We start from the raw sequence: 13,782 nt of genomic DNA, 5'->3' as shown, positions 1-13,782 counted from the left end.
CGGGTCGGCGCCACGGGCCCGTCGAGGGTCAGTCGCTCAGGCTGATGGGCAGGTCGTCGAGCTCGGACATGACGTCCCCGACCTCGCCACCGGCCTCGGCCTCGTCGGTCACGCCGATGCCCATCTGGGTGAGGATGCGCTCGGAGATCTCGACCATGATCTCGGGGTTCTCCGACAGGAAGATCTTGGCGTTCTCCCGGCCCTGACCGAGCTGCTCGCCCTCGTAGGTGTACCAGGCACCCGACTTCTTGACGATGCCGAGATCGACACCGATGTCGAGCAGAGAGCCCTCACGGCTGATGCCCTTGCCGTACATGATGTCGAACTCGCACTGCTTGAACGGCGGGGCGACCTTGTTCTTGACCACCTTCACCCGGGTGCGGTTGCCCACCACCTCGACGCCGTCCTTGATGGCCTCGATGCGGCGGATGTCGAGGCGGACCGACGAGTAGAACTTGAGCGCCCGACCGCCGGGGGTGGTCTCGGGGCTGCCGAACATCACGCCGATCTTCTCGCGCAGCTGGTTGATGAAGACGCAGACGGTGTTGGACTTGTTGAGGTTGGCGGTGAGCTTGCGCAGCGCCTGGCTCATGAGTCGGGCCTGCAGGCCGACGTGGCTGTCGCCCATCTCGCCCTCGATCTCGGCGCGGGGGGTGAGCGCCGCCACCGAGTCGACGACGATCACGTCGAGCGCACCGGAGCGCACCAACATGTCGGTGATCTCGAGGGCCTGCTCGCCGGTGTCGGGCTGGGAGATGAGCAGCTCGTCGATGTCGACGCCGATGTTCTGGGCGTAGAGCGGGTCCATGGCGTGCTCGGCGTCGACGTAGGCACAGATGCCCCCGTTGCGCTGGGCCTCGGCCACGACGTGCATGGCGAGGGTGGACTTGCCCGACGACTCGGGGCCGTAGATCTCGACGACCCGACCCCGGGGCAGACCCCCGACGCCGAGAGCGAGGTCGAGCGCCAGGGCCCCGGTCGAGATGGTCTCGACGCGCATGGTGCCCTTCTCGCCCATCTTCATGACCGAGCCCTTGCCGAACTGCTTCTCGATCTGCCCGAGGGCCATGTCGAGTGCCTTGTCTCGCTCCACGATGTGTCTCCTGACGTGCTGGTGGGCGCCTGGTGCGCCGGCGGATGTGGTGCTGGAGGGCCGGGCGACGCCTCGGCGAGTGCGATGAGGAGGACCCTACGGAGGGGGTGGGACAGTGCCGGCGGGACAGGGCCGGCGGGACAGGGCCGGCGGGCCGGTGCAGCGGGAAACGACAGCAGTGTAAGTACGAACAACCGTTCGGTCAAGCACCCCTGCCCTGCGTTCGGTCCGGCGTCCGAATCTGGCGCCCGTCAGGGCCCGTCGGGGAGCGCGGTTGGTATCGTCGGGACAGAGCCCGTCGCCCACCGAGGAGCCCCCATGAGCCAGCCTCTCCCCACGGACCCCGCCGAGCGGGAGGCCCTGCTGCGTGAGCGACTCACCCCGCTGCAGTACCAGGTCACCCAGCAGGCCGGCACCGAACGGGCCTTCACGGGCACCTACTGGGACACCAAGGACGACGGCGTCTACCGGTGCATCGTGTGCGACACCGCCCTGTTCCGGTCCGACACCAAGTACGACTCGGGCACCGGGTGGCCCAGCTTCTGGGAGGCCGTCGACGACGGTGCCGTGACCACCCACGTCGACCGCAGCGCGGGGATGGTCCGCACCGAGGCGGCGTGCGCCACGTGCGGCGCCCACCTCGGCCACGTCTTCGACGACGGTCCCGCTCCCTCGGGGTTGCGCTACTGCATGAACTCTGCGTCACTGCGCCTCGACCCCGACGGGACCTGACACCCGACGGGACCTGACACCCGACGGACCTGAGCCCCGGCCGAGCGAGGGGCCCGCTCCCTGCGCCGAGGACCCGCCCGCCTCAGCGGGCGAGGAGACGGCGGCGCAGGTGGTCGAGCACGGAGATCACCGTGAACTGGCGGATCTGGTCGCGCCCGCCGGGCAACCGGATCATGGCCGTCTCGGTGACGCCGTCGAGGTGGCTGGCGATGTGGACGGTCCCCGGGGCGATGCCCTCCTGGGGGTCCGGCCCGGCGACGCCGGTGGTGGCCAGCCCGACGTCGGCGCCGAGCACTCGGCAGACCCCCTCGGCCATCGCGGCCGCGGCGTCGTCGGAGACGACCGGCCCGACCGGCACGCCGAGCACGTCGAACTTGACCTCGCCGGCGTAGGCGGTGACCCCACCGCGCAGCACCTCGCTCGCCCCCGGGACCCCGGTGAGGCGGGCGGTGACGAGCCCACCGGTGACCGACTCGGCGACGCCCAGGCTCAGCTCGGCCGCCCGGAGCAGGTCGAGCACCACGACCTCCATCGGTTCGTCGTCGACCGAGAAGACGTAGCCGTCGAGGAGCTCGGCCACGAGGTCGACCTCCTGACCGAGGACGGCCTCGGCGGCGTCGGCGGTGGGCGCCTTGGCCGTGAGGCGCACCTTCAGGCCCTCGATGCCGCTGGCCAGGAAGGCGATCGTCGCCCGGCTGTCCGGATCGGAGCGGTCAAGCTCCTCGATGCGATCGGCGAGGATCTCGGCGATGCCCGACTCGCTGTGACCCCAGGTGCGTACGGTGCGGCTGCGGATGACGCCGGTGTCGCCGGCGCGCCGGCGCAGCTCGGGGATCACCGTTCCGGCCACCATCTCCTTCATCTCGTAGGGGACGCCCGGCACCGCGAAGATCACCTTGTCGCCCACGGGACACACCAGGCCGGGGGCGGTGCCCGGCTGTTGGGGGATGCGGGCGGCCCCCACGGGCACGAGGGCCTGGCGCAGGTTGTTGGCCGGCATCTCGCGGCCGCGGCCGCCGAACATCGCGGCGAGCCGCTCGACGACCTCGGGGTCCTCGACCAGCTCGACGCCCATCACCTCGGCGATCACGTCGCGGGTGATGTCGTCCTGGGTGGGGCCCAACCCTCCGCACACGATCACCGCGTCGCTGCGACCGAGCGCCGTCCGCAGCGCGGCCGAGATCCGGTCCCAGTTGTCGCCGACCTTGGTCTGCACGTAGGAGTCGATGCCGGCCAGGGCGAGCTGCTCGCCGATCCACGACGAGTTGGTGTCGACGATCTGGCCGAGCAGCAGTTCGGTCCCGACGGCCACCACCTCGCAGTTCACACCATGCTCCTGCCCACGACGTCCTCCCCGGCTCGGCCCGGCGACGCTACCCGGTGGGCGCGACCGGCGGATCCTCAGTTGACGGCCGGCACCGTCGTCGAGCGGCGCAGCCGGGCGGCCAGCGCGGCGTGCGCGACGGCGAGGACGGCGAGGCCCACGAGCAGTTGCCCGGGGGTGAACCAGCCCACACCCCACGACAGCCCGGAGAGGACGAGGACCACACCGAGCGCGCCGAGGCGGGCGGCGGTCAGCGGGCCGATGGGGGTGCGCAGGCCCAGCGATCCCACGACGGCGAGTCCTGCGTAGACGAGGGCGAAGCTCACCCCGAGGATCACACTGACCTCGTCGTGCACCGGGTGGCTGGCGGTCTGCAGGAACTTCGAGATGCCGATGGCCACACCGACGATGCCGATGTGGAGCGGGAGGTGGGCGAGCGCCCACAGCTCACCCTTGCCGGTTCCGGGCCGCACGCCGGCCTTGGGGATGTCGTCGAAGTAGATGAAGAAGATGGCGAACACGCCGACGAACTCGACGACCATCGCCAGCACGTCGGACGCCTCGATCGTGCCGGTGGAGACGACGAGACCGACCTTGACGAACGCCTCGCCGCACATGATCAGGGTGAGCAGCGCGCCACGTTCGACGAGGTGGTGGACGTCGACGGGGGGCGCCGGCGCCTTCCGTCCGCTCCCGAGCGCCGAGGGCACCACCAACACGACGATCGCCAGGAAGAGCGCCACGTCGTCGAGCCGATCGTCGAAGAGCCCGGTGGACAGCACGAGGAGCCCGGCGACCACGAGGCGGTCGCGACGTCGCCGCGCCCAGGCGCCCGCCTGCGGGGAGGTCTGTGCGGCGCGATGGTGGAGATAGGCCACCGAGAACACCGCCACGGCGTAGGTGATCCCGACGAAGTCGCTGGCGGAGGTCTCCCGGTTGGCGAAGGCGACCACCGTGAGCGTGATGAAGAACATCTGCACCAGCACGAGCACCCGATGGGTGAGGTCGTCGGTGCGTTCGACGTTGGCCAGCGTCGTGGTGTGGAACCACAGCAGCCACAGCAACGCGAAGAGCAGCGCGCAGGTGAACGCGCCGGACCAGCTGACGTCGGCGGAGAAGACGTTGGACACGACCATGGTGGCGGCCACGAAGACCAGGTCGTAGAACAGCTCGAGGAACCCGACGGCGGGAGCCGCCGACCCGGTGGGGGCGGCCTGCTCGGGCCCGCCGTCCCGCTCGGCGGTCACCGCCGGACCGCCCCGGGTGCGTCGGGGCTCACCCGACGAGGCCGCTGCGGTCGCCCCTCGCCGTCGCGGCGCGACGCCCGTCGAGCAGGTACTGCGCCGCGCTGATCACCGCGAGGGCCACGGCCAGGTAGAGCAGCGAGTCGGCCAGCCAGGTGACGTCGGTCAGCGGGGGCATGAGCACGGCCCCCACGGCGAGGGACTGCACGAGGGTCTTGGCCTTGGCCGAACGTCGGGCCGGCACCGCCAGCCCGCGCCGGCCCCAGTAGACGCGGTACAGGCTGATGGCCACCTCCCGCACGGCGATGACGGCCACCGGCCACACCGGGAAGCGGTCGACCGCGACGAGGGCGAACATCGAGCCGAGCACGAGGATCTTGTCGGCGAGCGGGTCGAGGAACGCTCCGCTCCGGGTGGTGCCGTAACGACGGGCGATCCACCCGTCGACACCGTCGGTGAGCGAGAGGGCGGTGAAGACGAACCAGACGAGCCAACCGCTCGGGGTGTCGCTGATCATGGCGAAGAGGAGAGGGGAGACCAGCAGCCGGACCACGGTGAGGGCGTTGGCCGGCGTGGCCAGCGCCGAGGGCCCGTACCCGGCGGGGGCGTCGTCGGCCCCGTGGTCGGGCCGGGGCTGGTCGGGCCGGGGCTGGGTGGGCTGGGCCCCTGACTCGCTCACGCCCCCACCCCCGTGCCCCCCAGGGCGCCGGTGGCCGGGGCGAGGGCCTGGTCGAGCGGCTCGGCCACCAGGTCGGGGCCCAGCGCGTCGACCACCCGGACGCTGACGATGGTGCCGACCTCGAGGGTGTCGGGCACGAGCACGACCCCGTCGATCTCCGGGGCTTCGCGGTGCGTTCGGCCCTGGCCGGGTTCGTCCACGAGCACGTCGACCACCGCACCGATCAACCGGTCACGTCGGGCGGCGGTGACGCCGTCCTGGAGCTCGCGCAGCTCGGCCAGGCGCTCGTCGATCAACGACCGGGGCACGTGCCCGTCGAGACCGGCAGCGTGGGTGCCCTCCTCGTTCGAGAACGCGAAGAACCCGCACCAGTCGAGCTGGGCGTCGGCCACGAAGCGCAGGAGGGCGTCGTGGTGCTCCTCGCGCTCACCGGGGTAGCCGACGATGAAGTTCGACCGGAACGTGGCGCCGGGGTCACGGCGACGGATGTCGTCGATGCGGCGCAGGAACCGCTCGCCGTCGCCCCACCGCCGCATGCGCCGCATCAGCTCGGGTGCAACGTGTTGGAGGGACAGGTCGAAGTACGGGACACCGGTGGCCAGGACGGCGTCGATGAGGGCGTCGGTGAGGTCCGAGGGGTAGAGGTACAGGAGCCGGGTGCGGTCGACACGGGCGGCGACGGCCTCGACCAGCGGGACGATGGCCCGCTCCCCCACCCCCTGGTCACGGCCGTAGGCGGCGAGGTCCTGGGCGACCAGCACGATCTCACGCGCACCGAGCCCGTCGACCTCGGCGAGCACGTCGGCGAGGGCGCGCGACCGCTGCGGACCCCGGAAGCTGGGGATGGCACAGAACCCGCAGGCCCGGTCGCAGCCCTCGGCCACCTTGACGTAGGCCCACGGGGCGGTGGCCGGCGGTCGGGGGAGCTCGAGCAGATCGAAGGCCTGGACGGCGGGAGCCGCAGGATCAGGGCGACGGCCCAGGGTGACCGGCACGCCGAACCCGGCGACGGCGTCCACCTCGGGCAGCGCCTCGGCGAGCTCGGTGCCGTAACGCTCGGCCATGCACCCGGTGACCACGAGGCGGGCGCCGTCGCGACGGGCATCGTCGAGGGCGAGGATCGTGTCGACGGACTCCTGGCGGGCCTCCTCGACGAACGCGCAGGTGTTGACCACCACCAGGTCGGCCTGCTCGGCGGAGGCGGCCTCGACGAGCCCGTCGGCGAGGAGGCGACCCACCAGCTTGTCGGAGTCGACCTGGTTCTTGGGGCAGCCGAGCGTCTCGATCCAGTAGCGCTCGGGCATGGCCGGCCATGCTAGGTGGGCGCCCGCCACGTCGACCACATGCCGGGGCCGACGCGTCCGGTCGAGGTCGTCTCAGAGGGCCCCGCCGAGCAGGTCGTCGAGGGCCCCCATCGAGGGCGCGAAGTAGTACGCCCCCGAGTTGGGCCGGGAGAAGTCGGTCAGGCGGTCGCGCATCCCGTCGGCCAGGCCGAACATCCGCTCCAGCATCACGCGGAAGCGGCGCTGCTCGACGCTGAAGGCCAGGAAGTACAACCCCATCTCCCCCACTCGCCCGTACGGGACCGAGCGTCGGTAGATCTCGGCCTCCTCCCCGTCGAGGTCGATCTCGACCCGGGCGATGTGGGCGTCGGCGGGCTTGTGGGCGTCGTCGAGCTCGACGCTGTCGGGCTTGGTCCTGCCGATCACCCGTTCCTGCTCGGCGACCGGCAGCGCGTGGAAGCCGTCGAGGTCGTGCACCCATCGCTGGGCGAGGACGTGGCTGCCGCCAGCCCCCGGGAGACCGTCGGGGATGCACGCCACCTCGAACGCATCGGCCAGGGGCGGGTTGGCCGACCCGTCGACGAAGCCGGTCAGGTCACGGCTGTCGTGGTACACGAAGCCGGGCTGCTCGAGCACGACGGCGGCCACCGGGGCGAGAGCCGCCACCGTGGCTCGGGCGGCGTCGAAGACCACGTCCTCGCCGGTGCCGTGGACCCAGACCCACACGTCGCCCTGGGTCGAGGGGGCGGTGTGGCCGTCGAGGCCGTCGAGGGCCGGGAAGGGGGCGAGGTCCGCGGGGGTGTCGTCGCGGCGCAGCCGGTGCCACAGCGAGGCGCCGAGCCCGAGGACGAGGTTGATCCCCCCGGCGGTCACGGTCGGCTGGCGGACGGCGGCGAGGGCGGCGCGGATCTCGCCATCCGTGGCCGAGGGTCCGACGGCGAGCTCGAGCAGGTGGTGGCTGCGGGTGCCCTGGGCGAAGATGCCGGGCTGGGGGACGAGGTTCGGGGTGGGCACGCCCGGATGGTAGCGATCGGGCCGCGGGCCGGATCCGCTCGCCCTAGGTGTGCAGCGGCGCCCCGGGCCGGGGCCACGGCAGCGTGAAGAGGGTGCCCCACCCGGACCCGGTGCAGTGGGCGGTGCGCCCGTCGGGACCGCCGAAGCAGACGTTGGTGACCAGCGGATCGTCGAGGGGGATGTGGACCCCACCGCCGCCGTCGGGGTCGATCACCGTGAGGCCGCCCGCGCCGAGGGTGCCCACGACGACGAAACCACCGGCGTCGACGGCGAGGGAGTCGAACAGGTGCCCGTCGGGGGCGTCGTAGAGGAGCCGCCCCCCGTGCGGCGCGTCGGGGTGGGCGTCGGGGTGGCGGCCCAGCTCACCGGGACCGACGACCGGCCACGACCACACCCGCCCGGCATAGGTCTCGGCGACGTGGAGCACCGTGGCGTCGGGGGAGAGACCGATGCCGTTGGGGGCGTCGACCCCGAACGCCGCGGGGCGGATCGCCGATCCGTCGACGGCCGCCCAGTGGACGCCCGCCGCTCCCCCACCTGCCGAGCCGTCGGCCCGCACCCCGTGGTCGGTGAACCAGAAGCCCCCGGCCCCATCGAGCACCAGGTCGTTGGGGGCCTGGAGCCGGTCGCCGTGGCAGTGGGTGTAGAGCGCCTCGAGCGCCCCGGTGGACGGGTCGACCCGGTCGATGCTCCCGCCCCGCCACGCCTCGTTCCCGTGGCCGGGGACGGTCAACCCGTCGGTCTCGGTGAAGACGAAGAAGCCGCCGTTGTTGCACACCAGGAGGGTGTCGCCGGCGACGGCGAGCCCGTTCGGACCACCGGGGACGTCGGCGACGTGGGCCGGCGTGCCGTCGGGCCCGATCCGGGTGACACAGGCCCCGGCGATCTCGGTGAGGATCGTCGAGCCGTCGGCGAGGGCCACGGGGCCCTCTGGGAAGCGCAGTCCGGTCGCCAGGGTGGTGGCGTCGCCGGCGGTGGGGAGGCGGTCGGGCATGCCCTCCTCTACCACCGATCGCCGCGGGCCTGCGGCGTGGGCGGGGAGAGCGGGGAGCGGATCAGGCGGCGTCGTCGGGCCCGGCGCCGTCGAGCTCCTCGGGGGTCATGAGCACGGCGCGGGCCTTCGAGCCCTCGGAGGGCCCGACCACACCCTGTTGCTCGAGCAGGTCCATCAGTCGGCCGGCGCGGGCGAAGCCCACCCGCAGCTTGCGTTGGAGCATCGACGTGGACCCGAGCTGGGAGCGCACGACGAGCTCCATCGCCTGGCGGGTGAGCTCCTCGTCGTCGTCGTCCCCACCGCCCCCACCGGCGCCGACGGTCCCGGCGGCGCCCGCGGAGCCCTCGTCGCTGCCCTGGACGGCCTCGTCGTAGGCGACCTCGGGCTGCTGGCGCCGCCAGAACCCGACCACCGCCCGGACCTCGGCCTCGGTGACCCACGCCCCCTGGATGCGCTGGGCGACGCTGGAGCTCGGGCCGAGCAACAGCATGTCGCCGCGCCCGAGGAGCTTCTCGGCCCCGCCCTGGTCGAGGATGACCCGGCTGTCGGCGAGGCTCGAGACGGCGAACGCGAGACGGGCGGGGACGTTGGCCTTGATCACGCCGGTGATGACGTTCACCGAGGGGCGCTGGGTGGCGATGACGAGGTGGATGCCGACGGCACGGGCCATCTGGGCGATGCGACAGATCGACTCCTCGACGTCACGGGCCGCCACCATCATCAGGTCGTTGAGCTCGTCGACGACGATGAGGATGTACGGAAGGCGCTGGTACTCGACGCCCTCCGACGGGTCGCGGTACAGCTCGCCGCGGTCGAAGGCGGCGTTGTAGCCGTTGATGTCGCGGAAGCCGATCTCGCTGAGCAGGTCGTAGCGGCGCTCCATCTCCCGCACCGCCCAGGAGAGGGCGTTGGCCGCCTTCTTCGGGTTGGTGACGACCTGGGTGAGCAGGTGGGGCAGGCGGTTGTACTGGCCGAGCTCGACCCGCTTGGGGTCGACGAGGATCAGGCGGACCTCGTCGGGGGTGGTGCGCATCAGGATCGAGGTGATCAGCGAATTGATGCCCGACGACTTGCCCGCTCCGGTCGCCCCGGCGATGAGGAGGTGGGGCATCTTGGCCAGGTCGGCCATGACGGCGCGCCCGTTGATGTCACGGCCGATCACGACCTCGAGGGGGTTCGTGGCGGCTCTCGCCTCGGGGGAGGCCAGGATGTCGCCGACGGCGACGAGTTGGCGGCTGTCGTTGGGGACCTCGATGCCGATGGCCTGCTTGCCGGGGATCGGGGCGAGGATGCGTACGTCGGCCGAGGCCATGGCGTAGGCGATGTCCTTGTGCAGACTGGTCACCCGGGCCACCTTCACGCCGGGCGCCAGCTCGAGCTCGTAACGGGTGACCGTCGGCCCGACGACCATCCCCACCAGGCGGGTGTCGACGCCGTGCTCGGCGAGGGCGCTCTCCAGCGTGCGACCCCGCTCCTCCACACGGGCCCGATCGACCTCCTGGTGCTCGGAGCGGTCGAGGAGCTTCGCCGGGGGCAGCTTCCACGCCCGGGGCTTCACCGCGGGGACGATCGGCATGGCCAGCTGCTCGACCTCGACGGGCCCGTCGGTCGGCACGTGCAGGACCGGCTCGTCGTCGCGCAGGTCGAGCTCGAGGTCGTCGTGGGCGCCGGGGTCGATGATGGCGTCGAGCTCGTCGGGGTCGACGTCGAGGAGACCGGCATCGTCCTCGCCGGCCACGAACACCTGCGGGGCACCCTCGCCCTGGTCGTCGCCGGGCCGGATCTGCCGAGGCGCCAGGTCGTCGCCGGCCTCGCCGTCGAAGAGCTCGGGTCGGTCGTCGCCTGCGTCGGCGGGCGGGGTGGCGCGACCGAGCACGAACAACGAGTCGAGGGCGCGGCGCGCCACTCCGTGCACCGGCTTGACCGTGTCGGCGGTCCGACCGGCGGCGGTGCGCACCGACACCCCGGTGAGGATGACCAGGCCGACCACCCCGAGGGCGACGAGCAGCAGCGACGCCCCCCAGCGGGCCAGCAGACCCTGGAGCGGGTTGGCCACCAGCGCGCCGACGTAGCCGCCGGCGTCGATGAAGCCCGCGAGCGGCTCGCCGAACGCCGGTGCGCCCTTCGCGAGGTGGAACAGCCCGGTGGCGGCGAGGAGCACCAGCACCGAGCCGACGACGGCGCGGGTGAGGGGGCGCCGGTCCGCTTCGGGCGCCGGGCCTCGCAGCAACAGGGCCCCGAGGACGACGAGGGCCACCGGCACGAGGACCCGCAGCACACCGACCAGCGCGCCGAATGCGTCGCCGAGGCCGCGTCCGAGGGGCCCGGCGAGGTCGAGGTAGATCCCGAGGCCGCTCAGGAGGCCGAGGGCGACGAGGGCGACCCCCCAGACGTCGTGGCCGTGGCCCTCGAAGGCGCGCCGGATCGGGCCGGGTCCCGCAGGACGGGCGGCGCTGGCCGGTCGACCCTTCGGTGCGGCCGCCTTGGCGCCCCCGGTGGGGCGCCGGGAGCCTGCCGACGACGACCGCCCGGAGGTGGACTTCGACCGTTTCGTGCTGGAGCGTTGCTGAGTGGCCACAGGCGTGCGCGTTCCGTTCGGGGCCCCACTCCGCGCGCCGCTCCCGAGGGTACCGGTCCCCGGGGACGGACGCGGGGACCGGTCCCTGGGGTGCCGACAGGCGACGACCGGTGGGTAACGTCACGGTGAGAAGGCTCCGCTCGCGGGGCGAGGGATCGACGAGGGGAACCGATGCATCGCAGGACCAGAACCGCCCGGTGGGTCGCGCTCGTCGTGGGCCTGGCCCTGGTGGGTGGCGCGTGCTCGTCGACCGGCGACGATTCGTCGACCGCCACCACGGCCGCACCGACCGCCACGCTCGCCCCGCCGGTCGGCCTGCCCGCCTTCTACGGCGTGCCCGACCCACTCCCCCCGGGGGAGCCGGGTGACCTCATCGCCGCCGAGCGGCTCGACGTGGCCGGTGTGAACGGGACCACGTGGCGGGTGATGTACCACTCCGAGTCGGTGCAGGGCGAGGACATCGCCGTCACCGGGCTGATCGTCGTGCCGTCGTCCCCCGCCCCGGAGGGCGGCTACCCGGTGGTGAGCTGGGCCCACGGCACGGAGGGTCTGGCCGACACGTGTGCTCCGTCGCTCGACGCCGACGAGCTCGCCCCGCTGGCCAACCCCTTGCTCGACGCCGGCTACCTGGTCACCGCCAGCGACTTCGAGGGCCTCGGCACCCCCGGGCTGCACCCCTACATCGTCGGCGACAGCGAGGCCCGCGGCACGATCGACAGCGTGCGGGCGGCCCGCAACCTCCCCGACCTCGACGTCAGCGACCGCTACGTGGTGTGGGGCCACTCCCAGGGCGGTCACGCAGCCATGTTCACCCTCGACATCGGTGAGGAGTGGGCCCCGGAGCTCCAGCAGCTGGGGGTGGTGGCAGGTGCGCCGCCGTCACAGCTGCTGTTGATCAACGCCGCGTTGCAGACCAGCCCCTACCGCCACTACATCGCGATGGTCGCTGCGGCCATCAACGCCGCGTACGGCGATGAGGCCGCGCCGCTCGACGAGGTGCTCACCCCCGCCGGGCTGGACCTCTTGGACGAGGTCGGCGAGGCGTGCACCGGCGACCTCGCTGCCCAGTTCGCGGGCGTCGACATGTCCACCCTGCAGAAGGCGGACCCGGCCACGGTGCCCACGTGGAACGCCCTGCTGCGCGAGAACGACCCGGGGACGTTCACCACGCCCGCGACGGCTCCGCTGCTCATCATCCACGGTGGGAGCGACGAGCAGATCCCGGTTGCGTCGAGCGCCCTGCTGTTCGACCAGATGTGCGCGATCGGCCAGGTGACACAGCGCTGGGTGTACCCGGACCAGACCCACGGCGGGGTCGTGACGGCGTCGTTCGCGGACATGTTGCGCTGGATCGACGACCGCTTCGCCGGCGAATCGGCGCCCGACCCCTACCAGCCGGTCGGCCCTCCGGTGCCCGAGACCCAGTCCTGCCCGCCGACGTAGGCCCCTCCCCCGACCGGCTCGCCCTCCCCTGCTTCCGAACTGTTGCGTCCCCAGCTCGCCCAGACGAGCGGAGCGCTCAACAGTTCGGGCGAGGGGTGAGAGGTCAGGACTCGATGACGCCGTGGTCGCGGCAGCGGGCGTCCCAACCGGTGGGGTGGACCTGCACACGGAGACGACGCCCGCAGGTCGGGCAGAACCGGGGGGGCTCCAGCGGCCGGGAGCACGACGGGACGACGTGCTCGGCCAGCGTTGTGCCGCACCAGGTGCAGTGGGCGGCCTCCGGGACCAACGGTCAGAGGGCCTTCGACAGCGCGCCGATCGGCATGGCGAGGTCGTCGAGCATCTGGAGGTCCTCGTCGGGCGAGCGGCCGAGCGTGGTGAGGTAGTTGCCGACGATGAGGGCGTTGATGCCGCTCGTCAGGCCCAGGGCCTGCAGCTCTCTCAGCGTCACCTCGCGGCCGCCGGCGTAGCGCAGGATCACCGACGGCAGCGCGAGGCGGAACAGCGCGATCCAGCGGATCGCCTCGAGCGGCTCGACGAGCGGGCGGCCGGCGAACGGGGTGCCCGGTCGGGGGTTGAGGAAGTTGACCGGCACCTCGTGGGGCTCGACGGACCGGAGCTGCTCGAGCAGCTCGAGGCGCTGCTCGACGGACTCGCCCATGCCGAGCAGCACGCCGCAGCACAGCTCCATGCCCTCGTCACGCACCAGCCGACAGGTGTCGAAGCGCTCGGCCCACGTGTGGGTGGTGACGACCTCGGGGAAGAACGACTCGGCCGTCTCCAGGTTGTGGTTGTAGCGGTGGACCCCACCGGCGGCGAAGCGTCGGGCCTGTTCGGGGGTGAGGACGCCGGCGCTCACGGCCACGTCGAGGCCGGTCTCGTCCTTCACCAGCGGCACGAGCTCGAGCACCCGTTCCATGGTCCGCTCGTCGGGGCCGCGGATGGCGAGGACGATGCAGAACTCGCTGGCCCCGAGGGCGGCGGTCTCACGGGCCGCGGCGAGCACGTCGGCGGTGTCCAGGAACGGCGTGGCCTGCACGGGCGACTCGAACTTGGCCGACTGGCTGCAGAAGTGGCAGTCCTCGGGGCACCCGCCGGTCTTGGCCGAGAGGATGCCCTCGACCTCGACGGTGTCGCCGCACCACGCGAGGCGCACCTCGTGGGCCAGCGCGGCCAGCATCGGCACCGAGGCGTCGGGCACGTCGGCGAGGGTGGCCAGCTCGTCGGGGCGGAGCTGGCGGCGCTCGTCGAGCAGTGCCGCCTCGGCGGCGCGGATCGCCCTGCGGGCGTCGTCGGACGACAGCCGGGGACGGGGCGGAGCGGAGTCACGCGGGTTCGGCGACAGGGCGACGGGAACGTCGGACATGGGCGGAGAGGCTAGTGCTCGCCGGCGGCGCG

The 13,782-nt window shown here is 72.6% G+C and carries 11 protein-coding genes; 2 read left to right on the top strand and 9 right to left on the bottom strand.

The annotated features are described in order from the left end of the window. Nucleotides 1-28: 28 nt before the first annotated feature. A complete protein-coding gene (recA, locus tag MUE36_03800) occupies nt 29-1,069 on the bottom strand; it encodes a recombinase RecA (GenBank protein MCU0310050.1) in 1,041 nt (346 codons plus the stop codon). 342 nt (nt 1,070-1,411) lie between these two features. On the opposite strand from recA, the gene msrB reads away from it, so the two are divergent. Next, complete coding sequence (gene msrB / locus MUE36_03795; GenBank protein ID MCU0310049.1) at nt 1,412-1,825, top strand: peptide-methionine (R)-S-oxide reductase MsrB; 414 nt, start codon at nt 1,412-1,414, stop codon at nt 1,823-1,825. Between the two features lie 82 nt (nt 1,826-1,907). On the opposite strand, the gene MUE36_03790 is transcribed toward msrB, so the two are convergent. The 7 genes from MUE36_03790 to MUE36_03760 all read right to left on the bottom strand — a co-directional run bounded on the left by MUE36_03790 (nt 1,908) and on the right by MUE36_03760 (nt 10,941). After that, nucleotides 1,908-3,152, bottom strand: coding sequence for a competence/damage-inducible protein A (locus MUE36_03790; protein ID MCU0310048.1), 1,245 nt, complete (start codon nt 3,150-3,152; stop codon nt 1,908-1,910). Nucleotides 3,153-3,226: 74 nt separating this feature from the next. Next, complete coding sequence (locus MUE36_03785) at nt 3,227-4,396, bottom strand: low temperature requirement protein A (GenBank protein MCU0310047.1); 1,170 nt, start codon at nt 4,394-4,396, stop codon at nt 3,227-3,229. A gap of 28 nt (nt 4,397-4,424) precedes the next feature. Next, nucleotides 4,425-5,072: a CDP-diacylglycerol--glycerol-3-phosphate 3-phosphatidyltransferase gene (gene pgsA / locus MUE36_03780; GenBank protein ID MCU0310046.1), complete on the bottom strand. Its 648-nt coding sequence runs from the start codon at nt 5,070-5,072 to the stop codon at nt 4,425-4,427. Beyond that, nucleotides 5,069-6,376, bottom strand: coding sequence for a 30S ribosomal protein S12 methylthiotransferase RimO (gene rimO / locus MUE36_03775; GenBank protein MCU0310045.1), 1,308 nt, complete (start codon nt 6,374-6,376; stop codon nt 5,069-5,071). Before rimO ends, pgsA begins: the two co-directional genes overlap by 4 nt. Before the next feature lie 72 nt (nt 6,377-6,448). Further along, on the bottom strand, nt 6,449-7,369 hold the full coding sequence (locus MUE36_03770; protein MCU0310044.1) for a Dyp-type peroxidase: 921 nt from the start codon (nt 7,367-7,369) through the stop codon (nt 6,449-6,451). Nucleotides 7,370-7,412: 43 nt separating this feature from the next. Continuing rightward, nucleotides 7,413-8,363, bottom strand: coding sequence for an SMP-30/gluconolactonase/LRE family protein (locus MUE36_03765; protein ID MCU0310043.1), 951 nt, complete (start codon nt 8,361-8,363; stop codon nt 7,413-7,415). Between the two features lie 61 nt (nt 8,364-8,424). Next, nucleotides 8,425-10,941, bottom strand: coding sequence for a DNA translocase FtsK (locus tag MUE36_03760; protein MCU0310042.1), 2,517 nt, complete (start codon nt 10,939-10,941; stop codon nt 8,425-8,427). 171 nt (nt 10,942-11,112) lie between these two features. On the opposite strand from MUE36_03760, the gene MUE36_03755 reads away from it, so the two are divergent. Then, nucleotides 11,113-12,384: a lipase family protein gene (locus MUE36_03755; GenBank protein ID MCU0310041.1), complete on the top strand. Its 1,272-nt coding sequence runs from the start codon at nt 11,113-11,115 to the stop codon at nt 12,382-12,384. A 292-nt stretch (nt 12,385-12,676) separates the two neighbouring features. Here the strand turns inward: MUE36_03755 and bioB are convergent, their stop codons facing one another. Next, nucleotides 12,677-13,750: a biotin synthase BioB gene (bioB, locus tag MUE36_03750; protein ID MCU0310040.1), complete on the bottom strand. Its 1,074-nt coding sequence runs from the start codon at nt 13,748-13,750 to the stop codon at nt 12,677-12,679. Nucleotides 13,751-13,782: the final 32 nt, after the last annotated feature.

It is taken from the genome of Acidimicrobiales bacterium (assembly GCA_025455885.1).
Taxonomy (GTDB): domain Bacteria; phylum Actinomycetota; class Acidimicrobiia; order Acidimicrobiales; family Acidimicrobilacustridaceae; genus Rhabdothermincola_A.
This window is presented reverse-complemented; position numbering and strand designations above follow the sequence as displayed.

Excerpts from the sequence above, each read along its gene's own strand:
- msrB (MCU0310049.1), top strand. The coding sequence starts at position 1,412 with ATGAGCCAGCCTCTCCCCACGGACCCCGCCGAGCGGGAGGCCCTGCTG.
- rimO (MCU0310045.1), bottom strand. The coding sequence starts at position 6,376 with ATGCCCGAGCGCTACTGGATCGAGACGCTCGGCTGCCCCAAGAACCAG.
- MUE36_03755 (MCU0310041.1), top strand. The coding sequence starts at position 11,113 with ATGCATCGCAGGACCAGAACCGCCCGGTGGGTCGCGCTCGTCGTGGGC.
- recA (MCU0310050.1), bottom strand. The coding sequence starts at position 1,069 with ATGGCCCTCGGGCAGATCGAGAAGCAGTTCGGCAAGGGCTCGGTCATG.
- MUE36_03765 (MCU0310043.1), bottom strand. The coding sequence starts at position 8,363 with ATGCCCGACCGCCTCCCCACCGCCGGCGACGCCACCACCCTGGCGACC.
- bioB (MCU0310040.1), bottom strand. The coding sequence starts at position 13,750 with ATGTCCGACGTTCCCGTCGCCCTGTCGCCGAACCCGCGTGACTCCGCT.